Annotated in this window: 15 protein-coding genes; 10 read left to right on the top strand and 5 right to left on the bottom strand. The window is 71.2% G+C overall.

Annotation, left to right across the window (positions count from 1 at the left end; all coding sequences use genetic code 11):
• From C1A33_RS03195 to C1A33_RS03185, 3 genes are all read left to right on the top strand, one after another.
• Nucleotides 1-3,822, top strand: a 3,822-nt coding sequence (locus C1A33_RS03195; RefSeq protein WP_115537914.1) for a type I polyketide synthase, incomplete at its 5' end; no start/stop codon positions are given.
• Nucleotides 3,809-5,068: a macrolide family glycosyltransferase gene (locus C1A33_RS03190; protein ID WP_243407119.1), complete on the top strand. Its 1,260-nt coding sequence runs from the start codon at nucleotides 3,809-3,811 to the stop codon at nucleotides 5,066-5,068. The genes C1A33_RS03195 and C1A33_RS03190, both read left to right, overlap by 14 nt.
• 232 nt (nucleotides 5,069-5,300) lie before the next feature.
• Entirely contained in the window at nucleotides 5,301-6,191 is an 891-nt protein-coding gene (locus C1A33_RS03185) for an SAM-dependent methyltransferase (RefSeq protein WP_101830031.1), read from the top strand.
• An 18-nt stretch (nucleotides 6,192-6,209) separates the two neighbouring features.
• Here C1A33_RS03185 and C1A33_RS03180 read toward each other — a convergent pair whose 3' ends face one another.
• Complete coding sequence (locus tag C1A33_RS03180; RefSeq protein ID WP_243407118.1) at nucleotides 6,210-7,469, bottom strand: MFS transporter; 1,260 nt, start codon at nucleotides 7,467-7,469, stop codon at nucleotides 6,210-6,212.
• Between the two features lie 101 nt (nucleotides 7,470-7,570).
• On the opposite strand from C1A33_RS03180, the gene C1A33_RS36165 reads away from it, so the two are divergent.
• A complete protein-coding gene (locus C1A33_RS36165; RefSeq protein WP_243407117.1) occupies nucleotides 7,571-7,828 on the top strand; it encodes a LysR family transcriptional regulator in 258 nt (85 codons plus the stop codon).
• Nucleotides 7,812-8,225: a LysR substrate-binding domain-containing protein gene (locus C1A33_RS36160; RefSeq protein ID WP_243407116.1), complete on the top strand. Its 414-nt coding sequence runs from the start codon at nucleotides 7,812-7,814 to the stop codon at nucleotides 8,223-8,225. The genes C1A33_RS36165 and C1A33_RS36160 overlap by 17 nt, the downstream gene beginning before the upstream one ends.
• On the opposite strand, the gene C1A33_RS03170 is transcribed toward C1A33_RS36160, so the two are convergent.
• Nucleotides 8,203-8,682 carry an acyl-CoA thioesterase gene (locus C1A33_RS03170; RefSeq protein WP_207770133.1) on the bottom strand — a complete coding sequence of 160 codons (480 nt, stop codon included), beginning with the start codon at nucleotides 8,680-8,682 and terminating at the stop codon, nucleotides 8,203-8,205. The genes C1A33_RS36160 and C1A33_RS03170 overlap by 23 nt on opposite strands.
• Before the next feature lie 9 nt (nucleotides 8,683-8,691).
• Here C1A33_RS03170 and C1A33_RS35545 point away from each other — a divergent pair, with 9 nt between their 5' ends.
• A complete protein-coding gene (locus tag C1A33_RS35545; RefSeq protein ID WP_207770132.1) occupies nucleotides 8,692-9,201 on the top strand; it encodes a hypothetical protein in 510 nt (169 codons plus the stop codon).
• A 489-nt stretch (nucleotides 9,202-9,690) separates the two neighbouring features.
• Here C1A33_RS35545 and C1A33_RS03160 read toward each other — a convergent pair whose 3' ends face one another.
• Nucleotides 9,691-9,894, bottom strand: coding sequence for a hypothetical protein (locus tag C1A33_RS03160; RefSeq protein ID WP_133150551.1), 204 nt, complete (start codon nucleotides 9,892-9,894; stop codon nucleotides 9,691-9,693).
• 246 nt (nucleotides 9,895-10,140) lie between these two features.
• Here C1A33_RS03160 and C1A33_RS03155 point away from each other — a divergent pair, with 246 nt between their 5' ends.
• Both C1A33_RS03155 and C1A33_RS03150 read left to right on the top strand, forming a co-directional pair.
• Nucleotides 10,141-14,310, top strand: a complete 4,170-nt coding sequence (locus C1A33_RS03155) for an nSTAND1 domain-containing NTPase (protein WP_101830027.1) — start codon at nucleotides 10,141-10,143, stop codon at nucleotides 14,308-14,310.
• Complete coding sequence (locus tag C1A33_RS03150; protein ID WP_101830026.1) at nucleotides 14,282-15,001, top strand: hypothetical protein; 720 nt, start codon at nucleotides 14,282-14,284, stop codon at nucleotides 14,999-15,001. The genes C1A33_RS03155 and C1A33_RS03150 overlap by 29 nt, the downstream gene beginning before the upstream one ends.
• A 118-nt stretch (nucleotides 15,002-15,119) precedes the next feature.
• Here the strand turns inward: C1A33_RS03150 and C1A33_RS03145 are convergent, their stop codons facing one another.
• On the bottom strand, nucleotides 15,120-16,271 hold the full coding sequence (locus tag C1A33_RS03145; RefSeq protein WP_101830025.1) for a glycerophosphodiester phosphodiesterase: 1,152 nt from the start codon (nucleotides 16,269-16,271) through the stop codon (nucleotides 15,120-15,122).
• 225 nt (nucleotides 16,272-16,496) lie between these two features.
• Between C1A33_RS03145 and C1A33_RS03140 the strand changes: the two genes are divergently transcribed.
• Nucleotides 16,497-19,112 carry an effector-associated domain EAD1-containing protein gene (locus C1A33_RS03140; protein WP_101830024.1) on the top strand — a complete coding sequence of 872 codons (2,616 nt, stop codon included), beginning with the start codon at nucleotides 16,497-16,499 and terminating at the stop codon, nucleotides 19,110-19,112.
• On the opposite strand, the gene C1A33_RS03135 is transcribed toward C1A33_RS03140, so the two are convergent.
• A complete protein-coding gene (locus tag C1A33_RS03135) occupies nucleotides 19,113-19,766 on the bottom strand; it encodes a helix-turn-helix transcriptional regulator (RefSeq protein ID WP_101830023.1) in 654 nt (217 codons plus the stop codon).
• 133 nt (nucleotides 19,767-19,899) lie between these two features.
• Between C1A33_RS03135 and C1A33_RS03130 the strand changes: the two genes are divergently transcribed.
• Nucleotides 19,900-20,145 carry a hypothetical protein gene (locus C1A33_RS03130; RefSeq protein WP_133150550.1) on the top strand — a complete coding sequence of 82 codons (246 nt, stop codon included), beginning with the start codon at nucleotides 19,900-19,902 and terminating at the stop codon, nucleotides 20,143-20,145.
• Nucleotides 20,146-20,663: the final 518 nt, after the last annotated feature.

The raw sequence follows: 20,663 nt of genomic DNA, 5'->3' as shown, positions 1-20,663 counted from the left end.
GACGCCGCCCTGCTCGACCGCACCGAATACACCCAACCCGCCCTGTTCGCCTACGAGACGGCGCTCTACCGGCTCGTCAGCGGGTGGGGGCTGGTGCCGGGTCTGCTCGCCGGGCACTCGATCGGCGAGCTCACCGCCGCGCACGTCGCCGGCGTGTGGACGCTGGACGACGCCGTCACACTCGTCGCGGCCCGCGGCCGGCTCATGCAGGCCTGCCGACCGGGCGGGGTGATGATCTCGATCCGCGCGCGCGAGGCGGACATCGCCGCGTCACTGGCCGGGCTCGCCGGCCTGGTGGAGATCGCCACCGTCAACGGGCCGACGTCGACGGTGATCGCCGGCGACGCCGAGGCGGCCGAGCGGGTCGCCGCGGACTGGGCGGCCCGCGGATTCGCCACCCGGGCGCTGACCGTCAGCCACGCGTTCCACTCCCCGCACATGGACGACATGCTCGAGGCATTTCGCGAGGTCGCCCGCTCGGTGCGCTACCAGCCCCCGGCGGTTCCGGTCGTGTCGGCGCTGACCGGCGCGTTCGCCACCGCCAAGCTGACCGACCCCGAACACTGGGTGCGCCACGTGCGGGAACCCGTGCGCTTCCTCACCGCGGCTCGCGGTCTGCGGGCGGCCGGCGCCGGCGCCTACCTGGAGCTCGGCCCGGACGCTGTCCTGTCGGCGCTGCTCCCCGACTGCCTGGCCGCGGACGGCGAGGCGACAGGCGGCGAGGCGGGCGAGGGGGGCGAGGCCGGTCCCCTCGTCGTCGCGGCGAGCCGGGCGCGGCGCGACGAGCCGGCGACGTTGCTCGCCGCCGTCGCCGCGCTCGACGTCCACGGGCTGACCGTCGACTGGCGCGCCGCCGGAGCGGGCGGCGGCCACCACGTCGAACTGCCCACCTACCCGTTCCAGCGCCGCCGATACTGGCTGGACAGCGGACCCGGCCGTCCCAGCGCGCCGCGCGACCACGCCGCTGCCGGCGACGTGTCGCGGCCCGGCACCGGCGCACCCCTCGACCCGGACGGCTGGCGATACCGAACAGGCTGGCGACCGCTCCCGGCGGACGCCGCCACCGCGGCCGTCACCGCCCACGCTGGCACGGTGCCACCGCTCGGCGGCACCTGGGTGCTGATCGTCCCCGCCCGTGGGGTCGAGGACGCGCTGGTCACCAGGCTCATGTGGCTGCTGGAATGGCTGGGGACGCGGCCCGTCGCCGTCCGGCTGGTCGGCGACGAGGCCAGCCGCCACGCGGTCGCCACGCGTCTGGCCGCGCACGCGCCGGACGCGCGCGGGATGCTGTCCCTGCTCGCGCTCGACCCGCGTTCGGGCCACCAGGGTCTGCCCAGCGGGTTCATGCTGACCGTCGCTCTGTCGCAGGCGCTGCGCGATCTCGGATCCAGCGCGCGGCTGTGGGCGCTGACCCGCGGCGCCGTCGCCACCGGCGGCGACGACCCGGCGACCAGCCCCGAGCAGGCGATGCTGTGGGGTCTCGGCCGCGCCCTCGCGCTGGAGCACCCCACCGGTTGGGGCGGCCTCGTCGACCTGCCGGACGACGGCCGCGCGGACCTCGACGACGAGGCCCTGGCCTGGCTCGGCGCCGCGCTGCTGGCGCCCGGCGGTGAGGATCAGGCCGCGATCCGCGGCGGCGGACTGCTCGTCCCGCGACTCCTTCCGGTGGCCTCCGGCGTCACTGGAGCCGGCTGGGTGCCGCGGGGAACGGTGCTGGTCACGGGTGGTACCGGCGCGCTCGGCGCGCACGCGGCGCGCCGCCTGGCGGCCGAAGGCGCACGCCGGATCGTCCTGGCCAGCCGGCGCGGGCCCGACGCCCCGGGCGCCGCGGACCTTCGCGCACTGCTGACCGGCCTCGGCGCCGAGGCCACCATCGTCGCCTGCGACGTCGCCGACCGGGCACAGCTCGACGCGCTGCTCGCGGATCTCGCCGCCGCGGGGACCCCGGTGACCGAAGTCGTGCACGCCGCCGGCATCGCCGGGCGCACCGCCCCGCTCGTCGACCTCGACCTCGACGAGGTGGCGGCCGTCGTCGCCGGGAAGGTCGCGGGGGCCGCCGCTCTCGACGCCGCGCTGCCCGCCGACGCGCGTCTCGTGCTGCTGTCGTCGATCTCGGCTGTCTGGGGCTCGGGAGACCAGGGCGCCTACAGCGCCGGCAATGCCTATCTCGACGCGCTGGCCACCCGGCGGCACGCGGCCGGCCGGCCGACGACCGCGGTCGCCTTCGGTCCCTGGGCGGACGCCGGCATCGGAGCCGAACCCGCCCTGCGCGACTACCTCATCCGCCGGGGCCTGCGCCCGCTGCCGCCGGAACCGGCCATGGACACGCTGCTTGCCGCGGTCGCGGAAGGCGCGCCGACACTCACCGTCGTCGATGTCGACTGGGAACGGTTCCTGCCCGTGCTCACCGCGGCGCGCCCCAACCACCTGTTCGACGCCCTACCTGCCCCCGCCGACCGTCTCGCGTCGGCCGGCGCCGCGGGCCCGGCCACCCCCGAGGCCCCGGACCAGCCCGCGGGGACGGACTACGGCGCGCTGCCCGCCGCCGAGCGGGCCGGCGCGCTCGCCGCGCTCGTCAGGGCCGAGGCCGCGGCCATTCTCGGCCATGACTCGCCCGACGACCTCGACCCCGCTCGCCGGTTCCTCGAACTCGGCTTCGACTCCCTCGCCTCGGTCCAGCTCGCCCGCCGCCTGGCCGCGGCGACCGGGCTGACGCTGCCGCCGCCGGTCGTGTTCGAGCACCCGACCGTCACCGACCTGGCCGCCCACCTCACCGTGCTGCTCGTCACCGCGGCGGCCGTCCCGGCGGCGACCGACCGCACGGGGACCGGCCAGGCGACGACCGCTGCCCCGGCGGGCGCCGTCCTTGCGGCGGACCGCCCCGTCACGTCGGGCGGACCTGTCACACGGGGCACCGCCGTCGCGCCGACGGACGCCGGGACGCGCGGCGCTGGTGTCGCGTCGTCGGTCTACGCCGAGGGGATCAACGGCTCGGTTCGCGACCTGTACCGGCGGGCCTGCGCGATCGGCCGTTTCACCGAGGGCGTCGACCTCATCCGGGCAGCGGCGAAGCTGCGGCCGGTCTTCACGACGGCCGCCGAGTACAGCGGGCGGACCGCGCCGGTGCGCCTCGCGGCGGGGTCGGCGCGGCCGCCGCTGGTGTGCGTCCCGTCGATGGTGGCCCCGTCCGGCCCGCACAACTTCGCCCGTCTCGCGCTGCACCTGCACGGCGAGCGCGACGTCCACGCGCTCACTTTGCCGGGCTTCGGCGAGGGCGACCGGCTGCCGGCGAGCGCCGCGCTCGCGATCGACCTGCTCGCCGACGCCGTCCTCGGCCACTTCACCGACCCTCCAGCGCTCGCCGGCTACTCCTCGGGCGGCTGGCTGGCCCACGCCGTCGCCGCCCGGTTGGAGGAACGGGGTGAGCGGGCGGCGGCGGTGGTGCTGTTGGACACCTGGTTCCCCGGCGACCGGATCCCACAGGCCGACATCGACGAGGAGCTGCGCGGCATCGCCGTCAACGAGCAGGCCTACGCGCTGATGACAGAGGCGCAGGTGACCGCCCAGGGCGGCTATCTGGACCTGTTCGACGGATGGCGACCGGCGGAGATCGCGGCGCCGATCGTGCTGGTGCGGGCCGGCGAGCGCATGCCCCAGCAACCCGACCTGGACGACGACCCCGACGCCCCGTCCGGCGCCGAGTGGAAGCTCGCTCACGACACCATCGACGTCACCGGCAACCACCAGACGATGATGAACGAGTTCGCCGCGTCCACCGCCGCGACGGTGCACCGCTGGCTGGCCGGTCATGGCCGTGCCTGACCGCCGCGCCGCCCGCCCGGCGGTCCCCTCCCCCATCACCCGGCAGGAACGGCAGGATGCGATGGCCGGCACGCGCCACATAGCCATGATCGGATGCACCACTCCCAGTCACGTCTACCCGTCGCTCGGCGTCATCGCGGAGCTGGTGCGGCGCGGCCACCGGGTCAGCTACGCCATCGGCGACCGGCTCGCCGGGCTGGTGAAGGCCACCGGCGCGCAGGCGGTGACCTACCCGTCGACGCTGCCGGCGGGCGACGGCGACTGGCCGGACAACCCAGCCGCGGAGCTCGCGACGGCGATGTTCCTCACCGAAGCGCGCCACACCCTGCCGCTGCTGCGGGAGCGGTTCGACCACGACCGGCCGGACCTGCTGCTGTACGACCTCGGCGGCCAGGCCGGCCGGGTACTCGGCACGCTGCTCGCGGTGCCGGCCGTGCTGTTGGCCCCCAGCTGGGTGACCTGGGAGGGCTTCGAGGAGGAGCACCGCGAGGCCCTCGACGCGATGCGCTCGTCGCCGGACGGGATCCGGTATCACACGGCGTTCACGGCGTGGCTCGCAGAGTTCGGCATCGACCGCGACGCCTGGGACTGGATGTCGGAGCCGGGGCCCACCCTGGGCCTCATTCCGCCGGTGCTGCAGCCGCGCCTCGACCGGGTGCGGCCGGGCGTGCGCTTCGTCGGGCCGTGCCTGGACCCCGCCCGTCTCGCCGAGCAGACCTGGAGCCCGCCCGCCGGCGAGCGGCGGACCCTGCTCGTGTCGCTGGGCACCGTGTTCAACGACCGGCCCGACATCTACCGGGCGGTCGGGTCCGCCTTCGCCGGCAGCGACTGGCACGTCGTCATGGCGGTCGGCGAGCGGGTGGATCTCGCCGCGCTCGGACCGTTGCCGCCGAACGTCGAGGCCCACCGCAGCGTCCCCCAGCTCGGCGTCCTCGCGCACGCCGACGCCTTCCTCACCCACGCGGGCATGGGCAGCTGTGTCGAGGCGCTCTGGTTCGCGGTGCCGACGGTCGCGGTGCCGCTGGCCGCCGAGCAGTTCGGCAACGCCGCCATTCTCGCCGCCCTCGGCGTCGGCCAGCATCTCGACGCCACCGGCGCGCTGGATCCGGCGCTGGTACGCGCCGCCGTCGAGCAGGTCGCGAGCTCTGCCGAGATCGCGGCCCGGCTGGGGGCGATCCAGGCGGCGGTACGCGCCGGCGGGGGTGTCGAAGGCGCGGCCGACGCGATCGAGGCATTCCTGCCCTGACCATGCCCTGACCGCCCAGGCCGGGAGCAGGCCATTCTCCACCCTCCGCTCCCGGCCTGGGCATTTACCGGAATCCTGACGAGCGCCCGGTTCGCCGAAAAACAGCGTCGGGCCACTGCGAGGAATGCCGCACATCATCCGGTCCGGCATTGCGGAGAATCTCGCCGCCGCGGCGGCGTCCGCACCGCCGTCACGACAGCGTCATGACCAGGGACGAGGAGTGGGCCGCACCATGATGGATGACTGGGACATCGCGACCGGCGTGGGTGTCACCGCGCTGGGCGCCGCCTCCGCCAGGGCGATCGAGACCCATCGCCCCGACGCCATGATCGACGATCCGTATGCGGAGGAGTTCGTCCGGGCGGCCCGGCTGCCCCAGCCGATGCCGACGACCCCCGAGGAGCTCGCGGCGATGTCGCCGCCCGGCAGCTGGATGCCGGGCTGGCGGTACATGGGCGTGCGGACCCGCTTCTTCGACGACTACCTCGCCACCGCGCTGGACGCTGGTCTGCGCCAGACGGTGATCCTCGCCGCGGGTCTCGACACGCGAGCCTTCCGCCTGGGGTGGCACGAGGGCAGCGCGGTGTTCGAGGTGGATCAGCCGCGCGTGCTGTCGTTCAAGCTGTCGGTGCTGCGCCGCCGGCAGGCCACCCCGGCCTGCCGGCACCGCGTCGTACCCGTCGACTTACGCGAGGAGTGGGCCGGGCCGCTGCGCACCGCCGGGTTCGAACCGGTCGCGGCGACGGCGTGGCTGATCGAGGGCCTGCTGCCCTACCTCGACGCCGACGCCGAGCGTCGACTGCTGACCACGGTCGACGCGCTGTCCGCGCCCGGCAGCCAGGTTGCGATCGAGGACGCGAGGAGGATCGGGCAGGCGCTGTCCGACGACGAGTACGCGGCGTCCCGCGAGCGGTACGGCGTCGACCTGCGCGACCTCGTCCATGAGGACGATCCGCGGGTACGCGACGCCGCGGCGATGCTGGGCCGGCTGGGCTGGAAGGTCAGTACCGAGACGATCACCGCGGCCGCCGAGCGGTACGGCCATCCCCTCGACCCCGCGCTGTCGGTCACCACCGAGGCCAGCAGGTTCCTCGTGGGTGAACGCACCGCCGCCGCGGCGTGACCCCGGTGCGCCGCAGAGCTACCGAAGGGTGACAATGTCCTCCGCGGGACGCGCTGGCTCTCGGATGGCGGGCCGCCCGCCTCGCACATCCCAGACGGCCAGTCCGACCGCGATGAGGCCGAAGCAGGCGCCCACGACGCTCACGGCACCCCAGCCCCCGCGGCTGTACGCGGTGGCGGAGGCGAAGGAGCCGGCAAGCCCGCCGGCGAAGTAGGTCGCCATGTACGCCGAGGTCAGCCGGCTGCGTGCCTCGGGACGGAGCCGGTAGACCTCGCTCTGGTTGGTGATGTGGAGCCCCTGGGCGGCGAGGTCGAGCGCGAGGATGCCCACGACAAGCGCGACCACCCAGTGCCGGCCGAGGCCGAGCGGCAGCCAGCACGCCAACAGCAGGACAGCGGTGCCGGAGGTGACCTGGACGGCCCGGCCGCGGTCGGCGGCGCGGCCGACGAGCGACGCGGCGAGCACGCCCGCGACTCCGAGCAGCCCGAACAGGCCGATGACGCCGGTGGAATATCGATAGGGCGATCCACCGAGCAGGAAGGACAGTGGCGTCCACAGCGTCGAGAACGCGCCGAAGGACGCCGCCCCGTACAGCGCCCGGCGGCGCAGCAGCGGCTCCTCCCACAGCAGCCGCGGCACCGACGCGACCGCCGCCCGGTATCCCAGGCCTGGGCCCGCGGCCGCAGCGGGAGCGCAGCGTTCGGCGGGCAGCCGGGCGACGAGCACCGCGCACAGCACCAGCTGCCCGCCGCCGGCGACCCAGTACGGCGTCCGCCAGTCGCCGAGGTCGGCGAGCCAGCCGGCGATGGTGCGCGCGAGCAGGATGCCGAGCAGCAGGCCGCCCATCACCGTGCCGACGACACGGCCGCGCTCGGCGTCCCCCGCGAGGGAGGCGGCGAAGGCCACGCCGATCTGCGCGGTGACGGCCAGCGCGCCAACCGCGGCGCAGGCCGCGAGCAGCTGGACCGTCGTGGTGGCGGAGGCGAACAGGAAAAGGCCCGCGGCCTGGGCGGCGACGAGCGCGGGGATGAGGCGGCGGCGTGCGACGAGATCGCCGACCGGGACGAGCAGGACCAGCGCGGCCAGATAGCCGGCCTGCGACACGCTGACGAGCAGGCCCGCGGCACCGGTGGACAGGTCGAGAGCGCTGCGGATGTCGTCGAGCAGGGGCTGGGCGTAGTACATCGTCGCCACCGACAGCCCGGTGCTGAGCGCGAGCAGCCCGACCAGTCCACGGCTGACGGTGCCGCGGCCGGCTGGGACGTCGTCGTCGATCACGTGGTCCAGCGTGCACCGGAGGCCGACAACCCGTCCAATGGAACAATCAGGTCTCTTTCATCTGTCGACCAGATCAGTCGAGCGGGACCAGGAGGAGTCGGGTGGAGCTTCGCCAGCTTGAGCACTTCGTCGCCGCGGCAGAGGAGCTGCACTTCACCCGGGCCGCGAAACGGATGAACATCGTCCAGTCGGGGTTGTCGTCGTCCATCGGTGCGCTGGAGCGGGAGTTGCACGCGCGGCTGTTCGTCCGCAGCACCCGGGCGGTACGGCTGACCCGGGAGGGCGAGGTCCTGCTCGGCGAGGCACGGCGGATCCTGGCCGCTGGCGCCGGCCGAGGTGCGGGTGACACCGCTGGATGACGCGCCGATGATATTCGCCTGCGCCGCCGGTCACCGGCTCGCGGGCCAGGACCTGGTAGCGATCGCGGACACCGCCGGCGAGGGCTTCGTCGACTACCCGCCGGGCTGGGGCTCGCGGACCGTGGTCGACGCGGCGCTCGCGGAGCGCGGCCTGCGGCGTCGGCTGGCCTGCGAGGTCGGCGACACCGACACGCTGCTTGACCTCGTCTCGCACGGCCTCGGCGTCGCCGTCCTCCCGCCGTACCTCGACGCGCGCGGACGCCCCGGCCCGTGCCTGCGCCCCCTCGCCCCGCCTGCGCCCACGTTCCCGACAGCCATGATCACCCCGGCGTCGGGCGCGTCGGCGGCGGCGCGCATCCTGCTGGACACGGTCGTCAGCCGACAGCCGACCAGTTGATGGAGTCGAGATAGTTCTGCAGGGTGACGGCCCGGCGCAGCCGCGCGTCGACGAAGGCGATGGTGACGACGGCCTCGACCGCCGGACGGGCGACGTCTGGGCGGTGGATCTGCTGGCGGAACCGGGCGAGGAAGGTGTCGCCGGCCACGTCGAAGTCGCCATCGGTCGGCTCCACCAGCTCGGTGCGGACCTCGATCTCGCCGCCGCGGACCTCGACGCGATAGTCGACCTCGATCCGGGCCACGACCGCGATGATCTTCTCGGCGGGGACCATACGCCTGCGGACGAGCCAGTCCGCGCGGCCGGCCTCCAGGTACTCGAGTGCCACGGCGTTGTTGACGTGCCCGAGGGCGTCGAGATCGTTCGGGCGAACCAGCAGGGTCAGCGCGGTCTGGCCGGAGAACACGCGGCGGCTCCCATCGTCGGCATGCCAGGTCAGGACCATTGTCTGTGGCACCGTGCTCCGGTGCGTCGTCGCTGGCTGTTCACCGACCAGCACGGCCACGCGCACTTGCGCGGAACCGACGGCCCGCGACGGCTCGCCGCGACCCGCGAGGAGGCTCTGCTGGCGCTCGACCATTTCATCACGCACCGCCTTGCCGCGTTCGGGCCGTACGAGGACGCGATGCTCGCCGGCGACTGGACGATGGCCCACTCCCTGCTGTCGCCGGCGCTCAACCTCGGTCTGTTGCACCCATCGGAGGTCGCCGCCGCCGAGGGCGCCTATCGACGCGGTGACGCGCAGATCGTGAGCGCGGAGGGCTTCGTCCGCCAGGTCCTCGGCTGGCGGGAGTACGTCTGGGGGATCTGCTGGTGGCGGGCGAGGACTACCTTGACCGCAACGCGCTGCACGCCACCGCCCCACTGCCGGGCTGGTTCACCGACCTCGACGCGGACTCGCTCGAGGCCGCCTGCCTGTCCGACGTGCTCGCCGGGGTGCGGGACCGCGCCTGGGTACACCACATTCCCCGGCTGATGGTGCTCGGGAACTGGGCGCTGCAACGAGGCTACGATCCCCGCGCTCTCGCCGATTTCTTCCACGAGAGCTTCGCGGACGGCTACGCGTGGGTTATGGCCGCCAACGTCGTCGGGATGAGCCAGCACGCCGACGGCGGCCTGATGGCGACGAAGCCGTACGCGTCCGGTGGCGCATGCGCCGCGCCCTCGCCGGCCTGGACCGCCTCGCCAACCGCGAGGCCGTCGTCGAGGCCGAGCGCTACCGCGGCGACGCCCCGCCCTGAGGTGTTCCGCCGACGTAAAGCAGAATACTCGGATTGTACCGGTTCCCTTGCGCGCCCTGGTGGATCCTTGGCGAGGAGCACCAGCGAAGGCAGGAGGCACGAATGTCGGGGGAACAGGAAAGTTCGGTTCAATTCGGCCTATCAGGGCCGCTGCAGGTCTCGGTGGATCAGACCGAAGTCGCGACTGGCACACCGCCGGAAGGATCGCGCCGACTGCTCTTCCACTACCCGCGCACAGGTCCGTCTGTGCCCGCTTCATACTCAACTACGAGGGCCTCGGCTACGAGGGCCTCGGCCAGGAGGAACGACGGGCGTCCCGTCTGCTCGGCCTGCCGGCGGTTGCGGACTTCGGTGCCTGGGCCGCCGCCGCGCTCGACATCGACGACGCCGAGGGCGAGCGGACGACGGAGCACCTCACGCAGGCTCATCTCCTGAACCGGGTCGGCGAGACCCCCGCACGATGCCGGCTGGCCATCGTGTTTCACGGGGCTCTGCCGCAGCACCTTGCTGGACGTCCCTACGCCCGTACGTCGGCCGGTCGACCCGCCACCTCTCGGGGAACCTTCTGCTCTGCGTCTCTGTACATCGATCCTGCTCGCAGACGTCCACCGCGCTCCGTGAACGCGTCCAAGAACGGTGTGACGCCGCGTCGGAGAACTACCTGGAGCCGCACGATGGCCCGTATCTTCATCAGCCACGCCAATGTCGACGTCGAACTTGCCCGCGCTGTACGCACTCTCCTCGCCGACGATCACCATGACATTTTTCTCGACATCGATCCGAGTGATGGAATCACTCCCGGCGAGGACTGGGAGGAGTACCTCTACCGTCAACTCGAAGCCGCAGACGCCGTGTTGTGCATCGTGACCAAACACTATGTGGCGTCGAAGTGGTGTCACACCGAGGTGGCGATGGCCAAGGCGCGCGGAGTACGGGTAATTCCCATCCGAACCGCCGGGAGCAACGTCAGCCATCCGCTGCTCACGCCGTTCCAGTATTGGACCCTCGACGAGGACGACCCCGCCTCCGCCGCCCGGTTACTCGCGGCGCTTCGCCGGCTGAACCCCGGTCCGGGCAGCTGGAGCCGCGATCGTCTGCCCTACCCGGGGCTGAGTGCCTTCGACGGCAGCATGCGTGCGGTCTATTTCGGCCGGCAGCGGGAGACGGCGGATCTCGCCCGGAGCGTCCGTGCCCTGGGCGACCGACCCGCTGCCGGCCCGCTGCTGGTCGTCGGCCCGTCCGGCTGCGGGAAATCCTCGCTGGCCCTGGCGGGGCTCGCACCCGTCATGGCAGACGATCCAGCCTGGCACGTCATCGAGCCGTTTCGCCCCGGCAGCGCGCCGGTCGAATCGCTGTTGTCAGCGCTGACCGCCTCCGCGCGGGGGCTCGGGTTGCGGTGGACGACGGCGGACGTTCGCAGGGCTGTCGCCGGGCCGGGCTCCCTTCACGACGCGATGGACGAGATCCTCTCGGCCGCCGGTCCACCGTGCCGGCGACTCCTACTGATCGTCGATCAGTTGGAGGAGGTGTTCACCCTCACGGAGGAGAGCAGCCGGGAGGAGTTCTTCCGGATCGTGCGGACCGCGGCGCAGGGCCCGGTGAGGATCGTCGGGACCGTCCGTTCCGAGTATCTTCCGCGGTTCATGTCGCGGGAAAGGGATGAGGGCTGGGGACGCCGATCCTTTCCTGTCACCTTCCTGGGCCTCGAGCACCTTCCTGAGATCATCGAAAGTCCCGCTCATCTGGCAGGGCTTCGCGTCGAAAGCACCTTCGCGGCCCGGCTCGCCGCCGACATGCCCACCCCCGACTCCCTGCCGCTGCTTGCCTTCGCTCTCGAACGGGTCGCCGCCGCGACAGCGCCGGGCGGCGAACTGACCTACGCCCTGTATGCCGAACTGGGCGGCGTCCAGAGCGCTATCGGAAGGCAGGCCGGCAGTGCCTACGCGGAATCTCTGGAGATCGCCAGCGGCGACGGTACTCGTCGCCCCGCCTCCGACCGGGTCATCCGACTGCTGCTACGACTGGTCGACGTGGGTCCATCCGGGACCCTCACGCGGCGGTGGCTCGACCTCACGGACCTCGACGACACCGAGCGGCGATGTCTGCAGCCCTTCGTCGAACACCGCCTGCTGCAGATCGGCCCGCAGTCGGGGCGGGATCAGATCGGCGTCGCCCACGAGGCGTTCCTACGGTCCTGGAAGCCGCTCAGCGAGGCGATCGAGCAGCAGTGGGGCATTCTCACCGCCCGCAGCCGCCTCGAGCGGGCGGCCACGGACTGGGAGGAGAACGGACGCAGCCGCGCCTACCTGCTTGGGTACAACCGCACGGCGGTGATCCTCGCCACGCTCACGCCCTGTCCCACCGGTCCGCCCCGGACCTGGCGGACGCCACGTCGGTACCTGCCTTCGTCAGCCGTGGCGGTCCTGTCAGCGGCGAAGAATGGCGACCGGCCCGGCGAGGTACGAGGTCCGTCGCGGGAGTTCCTGCGCCACAGCGCACGTCGTGCCGCGGCACGACGGATCTCGATACTCACGGTCGCCCTGCTGACCAGCGCGGTACTCGCCGTGGTGACGTCGGTCGCCGTCCTGGCGCACCACGCAGCCGGTGATCGGCAGCGAGCATCGGTGGCGGCTCGGCTGACCAACCAGGCGGAGACCGTCGAAACGACGGATCCATTCCTGGCCCAGCGGCTGGCCCTCGCTGGTGCGCGCCTGCACCCCGGGGCGGCCACGACAGCGGCGCTTGTCGACGTCCTTTCCACCACCCGCGTCGCCCGGTTGGTCCACCGGGGTGGCACACAGATCTCCGCTCTCGCGACGCCCGCAGACCCGGCGGCCCGTCCGCTGCTGGCGTTCGGCGGCGTGTCCGGTGCCTTCCTGGTCGACCTCGCCAACCAGCGGTCGAACGTGCGGGCCCTACCCGGCCCCCGCGAGGTGACGGCGCTGGCGCTCACGCCGGACGGGCGCACGCTCGCGGTCGGCGCGAACGGCCACGGCCAGTCGGTCACGCTCTGGGATGTCTCCACTCCCCTGGCCCCACGCCCGCTCGGCCGACCGCTGGAGGCCACGGGCGACGTACGCAGTCTCGCGTTCGCGGCACACGGCCGGATACTGGCCGAGGGCGGGTCCGGGATGTCGGCCGGCCCGATGTTCTGGGACGTCGGCGACCCCGCCTCCCCTCGGGCGCTGCACGCACCAGGCCGCGGCGCGGGCTCGTTCTACGCGCTCACCGTGTCCGCCGACGGCCGGCTCATCGCCGCGGCGACCAGCGCGTTCGAGAGATCCTCGGGAACCGAACGGACCGAGGTGCACGTCTGGTCCGTCCCCGCGGGTACGGATCGCCTCGTCGATCGGTACACCCTGACCACACCGACCACCGACAGCGCCGGCCCGACCGTGCTGTCGGTGGCGTTCACCCCGTCCGGGCGTCAACTCGCGGCGAGTGACGTCAAAGGAGGCCTACGGAGGTGGCGACTCGACGGCGACCGGCCTGTCCCCCTGCGGCCGATTGACCTGGGCGCAGGATGGGCGCCGGTGGCCTTCTCCCCCGACGGTCGCACCATGGTCACGTCCGCCGGCTCGGACAGCCTCCGGTTGTGGGACCTGACTGACCTCGAGCACCCGAGCCAGGTGAGCGGTGCGCTGCAGGGGCATACCCTGCCGATTCGGGCGGTCTCCTTCACCCCGAACGGCTCGACGCTGGTGACCACCGGCGACGACGGGAAGGTCGTCGAGTGGGACCTGCTGGAGCGGGCGTCGACGCCGAGGATGATCGGCCACGCGTCGGCCAGGCCTGGCGACGGCTTCACCTGTCTCGCGGCGGACCGGGACGGCACGCTGCTCGCCGCCGGCGCCGCCGATGGCGGCTTCACGATCTGGCACCTGCGCGATCCTTCGTCGCCGCAGGCCCTTCCCACGAACCCCGGCCAGCCGGTGAGCTCCGGACAACTCAGCGCTGTGCACGCGATCGCCGTCTCCCCCAGCGGCGACCTGGTGGCGGTGGGCCGTGCCGACAACACCATCTCCCTGTGGCGGGCCAGGCCGGGCGAGCCCGTGCGGCAGGTGACGGGTCCGCTGCCGGGCTTCACCTCACCCGTGACGGCCCTCGGCTTCTCCGCTGACGGGCGACTGCTCGCCGGTGGCGGCGGCGACCGCACGGTGCGGGTGTGGGATGTCTCTGTCGCGGCCCGACCCCGACCGCTCGGCTCCCTCGCCGAACAGGTGCCGGTGACCTCCCTCGCATGGGCGCCGCACCAGAGTCTCCTGGCTGTCGGCGCAGGGGACGGGCAGATCCACCGCTGGTCTGTTCCCCTGTCGGGACCACCCCGGCTGCTGCCCGGTCCGCTGCGCAGCCAGGACGCTCGGCTCAACGCGGTGGCGTTCTCCGTCGACGGGAACGCGATCGCCGCAGGCAGTGACGATGGCGGTGTCTGGCTGTGGAACGTGTCCGGTCCCCGGCAGAGCCGTCTCGGCCGCCGCCTTAGCGGACCGAGCAGTCCCGTCAACTCCGTCGTGTTCTCGCCCGACGGCGCGACCGTCGCGGCCGGCAGCGACGACTTCAACGCCACGCTGTGGAACCTGACCGACCGGGCGGCCCCGGCGCTGCTTGGCCGCCCCCTGTCCGGCCCCCTTCGGCCCGTGGGATCCCTCGCCTACTCCGGCGATGGCCGCCTTCTCTACGGAGTCGGCGATGATCGAACACTGATGATCTGGGACGTCGAGGCGCTGAACAGACTACGGCGGGATCCAATCTCGTCGGCCTGCGCGCGAACAGGCGGCGGAATGACCCAGGAGGAATGGAAGGATCTGGTGCCCGATGCCCGCTATCGGCCAAGCTGCCGGTGAGAGACCGCGCCCGATCTTCTCCCCCGCCCGGATTCTGCTGATTCTCCTCCTGCTGGGGTGGTGCGCCGTCGGCTGCGCCACGACATCCGGCGACCCGCGCCGGCCCGTCGCGCCGCACCCCGACGTGGAGTGGCCACGCGACCGATCGATTCTCACCGGCGAGCAACCGCTGCGTGTCCGCCTCCCCGCCGGCGACCGTGGTCAGAGCGTGTCCTGGCAGGTGGACGACGGCCCGACCAGCCTCCTCGGACCGAGTCCGGAGGCTACCGATCTGCGAACCACGGTCACCGACGTGACCGGCTGGAATCGGCTCGGACGACACCTGCTGCGCTTCTACCTCACTCCACCCGGCCGGCCACCGATCCTGATCAAGACAGTTCCGGTCTACAGCACCCAAGTCCGGACCCGACTGCCGCCCTCTGCCAGGGCGAGTGAGCAGGCGGTCGAGGCGTGGCTGGAAGGAGTTCCCGCCGACCTCTACGCCGCCACGTGGCGTGTCGACGGCGGGCAGTTCAACGCCATGAGAACTGACACGGCCGGACACAAGACCTACACGATCGACACGGGCGGATGGAGCTGGCGAACGGCCGGGTACTACGCGGTGCGGATCGACATGACGGAGCGTGGTACCTCGCGCCAGATCGCGGGTCCGGCCCAGATCATTCTGTTCATCCCACCGAAACCCGAGTGATGGGCGCCAGCCGACCCGCCGTCAACCTGATCGGTGAGAGCCCGCGCCGCCGAATAATCCACGCCGCCCGGGCGTGCTCACGCCCGGTGACGTGCGGGTGGCGCGGCGCGCGGGAAAGTCAGGCGGTGGCGATCGAGACGCCCGAGGCGACCGTGCGCGCGAGAACGCCGATGTCGGCCATGTCGGTGAACAGGCCGTCGATGCCGGCCTTGAGGTAGGCGACCTGCTCATCGATGGCGCGGCCGTAGTCGTTCGGCGCGCTGCCGCGCTGGTAGTCCTTCGGCAGGAAGCTGTTCTCGGCGCGGAACGTGTACGGGTGCAGCAGCAGGCCGGCGGCGTGGGCGTCAGCGACCAGGGAGGTCGGCGTGCCGAGCGTGCCGTCGGACCTCGTCGGGATGACCTGCAGCTTGTCCGGGCCGATACCGTTCGCGTAGGCGGCGATGGCACGCAGGCCGGCGGGGGTGACGAGGTCGGCGTAGGTCCGCTTGTCGCCGGCGGTCACCAGGTCGAACGGCGCGCCGCTCGCCGACAGCAGTTGCACCGCCCGGGCGCGCAGGCCCAGCTTTCGCAGCTGGGCGAGGTTCGTCGTCTCGAAGGACTGCACGAACACGGGCGCGTCGGCGCGGTTGAGTCCGTAGCGGTTCAGCACGTCGAGCAGGCGCTGTTCCAGCGCCAGCCCGGCCTTCTGGAAGTAGGTGGGGTGCTTGGTCTCCGGGTAGACGCCGATCTCGCGGCCGAGCTCCTTCGACAGTCGCGCCCGCAGGTCGAGCACCTCGGTGAGCGTCGGGATCTGGAACAGCCCGTCGTAGAGGGTGTTGCGCTGGCGGACCTGGGGCAGGCGCTCCCTGGCGCGCAGCGTCCTGAGCTCCGCCAGGGTGAAGTCCTCGGTGAACCAACCGGTCGTGGAGGTCCCGTCGAGCGAGACGGTCTTCTTGCGGCCGGCGAACTCGGGGTGGTCGGCGACGTTCGTCGTCCCCCCGATCTCCGGCTCGTGCCGGCAGACGAGCACCCCGTCCTTCGTGGGCACCAGATCGGGTTCGATGAAGTCCGCGCCGAGGCGAGCGCCGAGTTCGTAGGAGGCCAGGGTGTGCTCGGGCCGGTAGCCGGCGGCGCCCCGATGCCCGATCACCAGCGTGCCGCGACGTCGCCCCTGCTCACCTGCCACCGCGGTGGCGGCCGAGGCGGGCCCGGCGGCGGCGACCGAAGCGGCGAGTGGCGCCGCGGCGAGCGGCGTGGCGACGATTCCCGTGAGCACACGGCGGCGATCCACGAGTCCTCCACACGCGCTGGACGCCGACCGTCGCCGCCCGCGCGTCAGACCAGCCAAGCGGGATCAGATGGCGCGGCGGCGGACCGCGCCTTACCCGTCGCGCACAGCCAGGCCACGGCTCGGTGAACGCCGACGCCGGGCCACGCCCGGCGGCGGGACGTCACCCGACCGAGCCGACCCAGCGAATCACGTCCGCGTAGGAGGAACCAGGCCGATACTGATCACATGGACCACGGGGGATATGGTCAGCAGCCGCTGTCGACCGAGCAGCTCGACGCCCTTGCGCGCATTTTCCATCATCCCGCCTCAGCCACCTGGATCCTGTCCAGGATCTCCTATCCGAGGGCCCGTCAACCCGCCTGGGACACCGCGGCATCCTTCTGGCGGGAGGTCAGCGAGCAACTCACCTACGGCATCGTCTTCAACGGCCCAGCCCGCCTGCTTGCCGCAGCGGCGGACGAATATCCCGGAAATCCTACGTTTGGCGCGCCCGGTCGAGAGCAGTCGCTCACCCTGCTCGATCGGGAGGAGAGCCGTCGCAGCCTGAACGCGAGGTTGGCCGCCGACCGCGGCGGCCTCGTCATCGTGCAGGGAGAACCTGGTGTCGGAAAGACCAAGATCGTCGACGCGGTGTTGGCGACCGCCGGGCAGGCGCGCCCGCGTCGCGTCCACCGACACGAGGCTCTCCCGGGCATTCCGCTCGACGTCCGAACTCTGATCGATTCGCTCCGCCAGGAGATTCACGAGAGCGACCCGGCGATGGTCAGAGGATCCTCGACCGCGCGGCTCGAGGCAACGCTTCTCGCCTGCGGTGACACTCCTGTCACTCTCGTCATAGAGAATGCCGAGAACCTGACCGAAGATCCGTCGGGAAAGCTCTCCGACCTCGACCTCGACGAAGCTTTCGAAATAATCTCGGACGGCCACGGGCGGCATCGTGTCACACTCATTCTGGTCAGCCGGGTGATGCTGGCATCCCCACAAGGGAACCGCTGGCCTCAGCGCACCCACCCCATCATCGTGCGCGGACTCGAGCCCGATTATTTCTCCGAGTACCTTAGGAAACTGGACATGGCTGGCCGCTCGGGCCTGGGAGAGCTTTCCGCGGAGGCCGGAAGGGAACTGTTTCGACTCCTCGCCGGGAATCCGAGAGACGCAGAACTGGCACACGGCATCCTGACATCGCGCGGATTCAGAACCTCACAGGAGCTGATACACGTTCTTCGCGGCCTGCCGGCCGGAAGTATCTCACACTGGCTCGTCAGGACCTATCTACGTACCGCGCCACCTCGGGACCGTGAGGTTCTGCGGGCTCTCTCAGCCATGGGCACACCCGTCGACGAGGAGTCCATCGTCCGCCTGCTCGCCGATATCGTTACCGCACCTGACATCAGGGATTCACTCGGGCAGCTCACCATAAGCTGCGTAACGCGGGGATCGACTACCGGCCAGTTCTTCCTTCCGCCTTCGCCACTGAGCCAGCATCTGGTCGCGGAGCTGACCCGGAGCCAGTCGGCACTGCTCGCCGACGCGGCGACGGAGCTACAGAGAATGCATCGGGAACGTCATCCCGTTCCGGCCAATGTCGGGGATCTGCGTTATCGGTTCGCCGCACTCAGCGCACTGCTTCGCGGCGACCTTTTCGAAGCCGCCTACCAGGAGATCCAGTCGATCGACACAGCCGTGCAGCCATGGAATCGGCGAGAACTACTGCTGAAGAGCCGCGAGGCGATACGGGGGAGAATCGGAACAGAGTTCCACGAGATGGCCAACGAAACTGTACTCGGCGCCATCTACACCTTCAAGGGGAAAATTCCCGAGGCGCTCAACTCCTACGACAGGGCAATGGCAATCGCAGTGCGCAACGGTGGAGGGACCGCGCAGCTGAAGATCAAAGCTAACCTCGCCGCCGCATACCTGGCCGATCATCACATCGAGCGCGCATACCAGGCCTTTTTATCCGTACATCTCGAGGCGCAGGAGCTCAACCAGCCGCTGACCGAGTTGCACGCGCTGGAGGGCATGGCCGACTGCCTGCGACGCCGCGGGAGGTATCACGAGGCGATTCGACTCCTTGACGAGGCGCTGCACCTGGCCGCGAGGCAGCAGCACGCATCACCACGAACCATCCAGCGCCTCGCGAAACTCGCCCGCTGGCATGCCGAGATGGGCGCGGACGTCCGTGCGGACCAGTGGCTACGGTTGGCGAGTGATCTCGTCGAGCCGAGCGGCAGCCGCCGCAGCACCGCCATATACCTGGACTGCAGGGCCGACCTCCTCCTCGGACAGCAGGACTCCGCGGCCGCACTGGACGTCGCCACCGAGGCCGAGGAGATGGCCCTGCACGTGCACGACCCGGTGATCCTCATGCAGGCACGCATGACCCTCTGTCTCGGAAACCTTGTCGAGGGACGCTGGGAAAAGGCTTCCGAACACCTCAGGCAGGCAATGTGGTATCAGCCCCCTGGACGCGTACTCATCATTCGGGCCCTCCTCGGTCTGATATCGAAGCACCGGCAGGAACCAGAAGAAGCATACGAGCACTTTCATCAGCTCGACACCGAGTCAAGGCGGCGCATCGAGAAGGAGACCCACGACTTTGCTGCCCGGGATATGCGGTGTTTCGCGCTGTGCGGCCTCGACGCGGGGCCCGACGACATCACGGCGGCGGTACAAGAGTTCCGCGTCGCCCGCACGCTGACCTCAGCGAGGACCCCCGGCCTGGTCGATCGACTCAGGTTCCTGCTGACACTTCTCAACCAGTGCTCCGAGCCGCCGGGGCGCCTCGAGTCCGTCCTCCGAGAAAGCAATGAGTTCGCGGGCCGAGGCTGGGGCGCCTGACTACCCATCCCCGTCGGGGGTAAGCCAACCGAACTCCTGAGCTCGAAGAATAGCCTCGGTCCGGCCACTGACACCCATCTGCTGGTAGAGGCCTCGCAGCTGGCGGAACATTGCGCGTTCGGAGTATCCGATCTGTCCGGCGAGTCGGCTGACCGTCGATCCGGCCGCAAGCTGGCGCAACCATGACAGCTGGGTGGGCGGTGGCAGGCGGGGCCCAACCATGTCCGAGACGTGGCCGGAGGCGATGTGGCCGGAGGTGACATCGGTCGCGGCCAGTAAGGTCATGACGGACGCCGGTAGCACGCAGAGCCCGTCGCTGGTGGCATCGATAGTTCTGCGCAGCATCGCGGCATTCATCGCGCGCGGCAGGACCGATTGCGCCCCGGCCTGCACTGCCTTCGCTCCCTGGAGCGGCTGATCGCCCTCGATGAGCGCGAGAACCACATGGCGCGGCGTTTCCGCACGCAGCCGCCGGAGGATCGACCAGGCGGGTTCCACATCCAGCGTCAGGAGGATGAGACTGCGATCCCGTCGATGCGACCACGCCAGAACGTCGTCGGGTACGTCGACACGGTGGCCGGACCCCGCCAAGGCAGCGACAACACCCTGGCAGAACATGGGCAGTGGGTCCACGACCGCGACGGAGATGACCATCGATGCAAGCCTAGGGGCAGGCATCGCCCCGGTGTCCGATCGGCAGGACCCCGTCAGGTTCGCGCACCGAGCCTGTCATGGACCGGCACCACGCAGCCCACCTAGATTCCACTGACGACGGGGGGCGATGCACATGGTTTATGACGATGACACCTACGATCCACTGCACGTCGATATCGACTCCAGCGATCGCTGGGCGACCGCACGTCCGTGGACCTCGGTGGACCTTTCCCGGAAGATTCTGGAGCTGGCTCGGCAGCATCCGAGCTGGTCGCCCAGTATAATCTGCGATGTCCTTCGGCGGACGGGCGAGCAGGTGGAGCTCAGCGTCGTCGAGGACGTCCTGACAGAAAGCGAACAAAGCCCCGAGCAGTGGTAGCAGAATTTTCGCGACCGCTTCTTCACCGCCGCGCAGCAAGGCCGAGTGGACGGCGGATGCGGCGTTCATGGCCAATTTCACGGAGTGGACTCACCGGCCTCCGGATTCGCCGCGCCGCCGAAGCGCTGAGCGATGTTGCGCCGACAGGGATGATGCCGTCCGTTTCAGGATGAGGCTGTCGCGAGACGAGTCTCGCCCGGAGCTGCCGTGCGATGCCATTGCAGTGGCGGGTCGAGGATGGTGTCTGATCCCGCGCCCGCCGACACGGCGCCCCGCCCGGGGATCACCCGGTGCGACGGGGAGCGAATCCGCGCGGCCGGAGCGGAATCGCCCCGTCGTCACCGACGCAGCTCCCCCGGTGACGTACGTCAGACGTGTCTCATGGGCATCCGGACGGCGCCGCGCGGACCGGTCCGCCGTGCGCACGGCGGACCGGCGGGTCGCGACGGGCAGCCGCGTTCGTCTAGACGAGTAATTCCTGAGGGTCAGTGGTCGTAGGCGATCAACGAGCGGATCAC

It is taken from the genome of Frankia canadensis, from assembly GCF_900197875.1.
GTDB lineage: Bacteria > Actinomycetota > Actinomycetes > Frankiales > Frankiaceae > Frankia > Frankia canadensis.
Note: the sequence above shows the minus strand (reverse complement) of the source record. Positions and strands in the feature narration are given on the sequence as shown.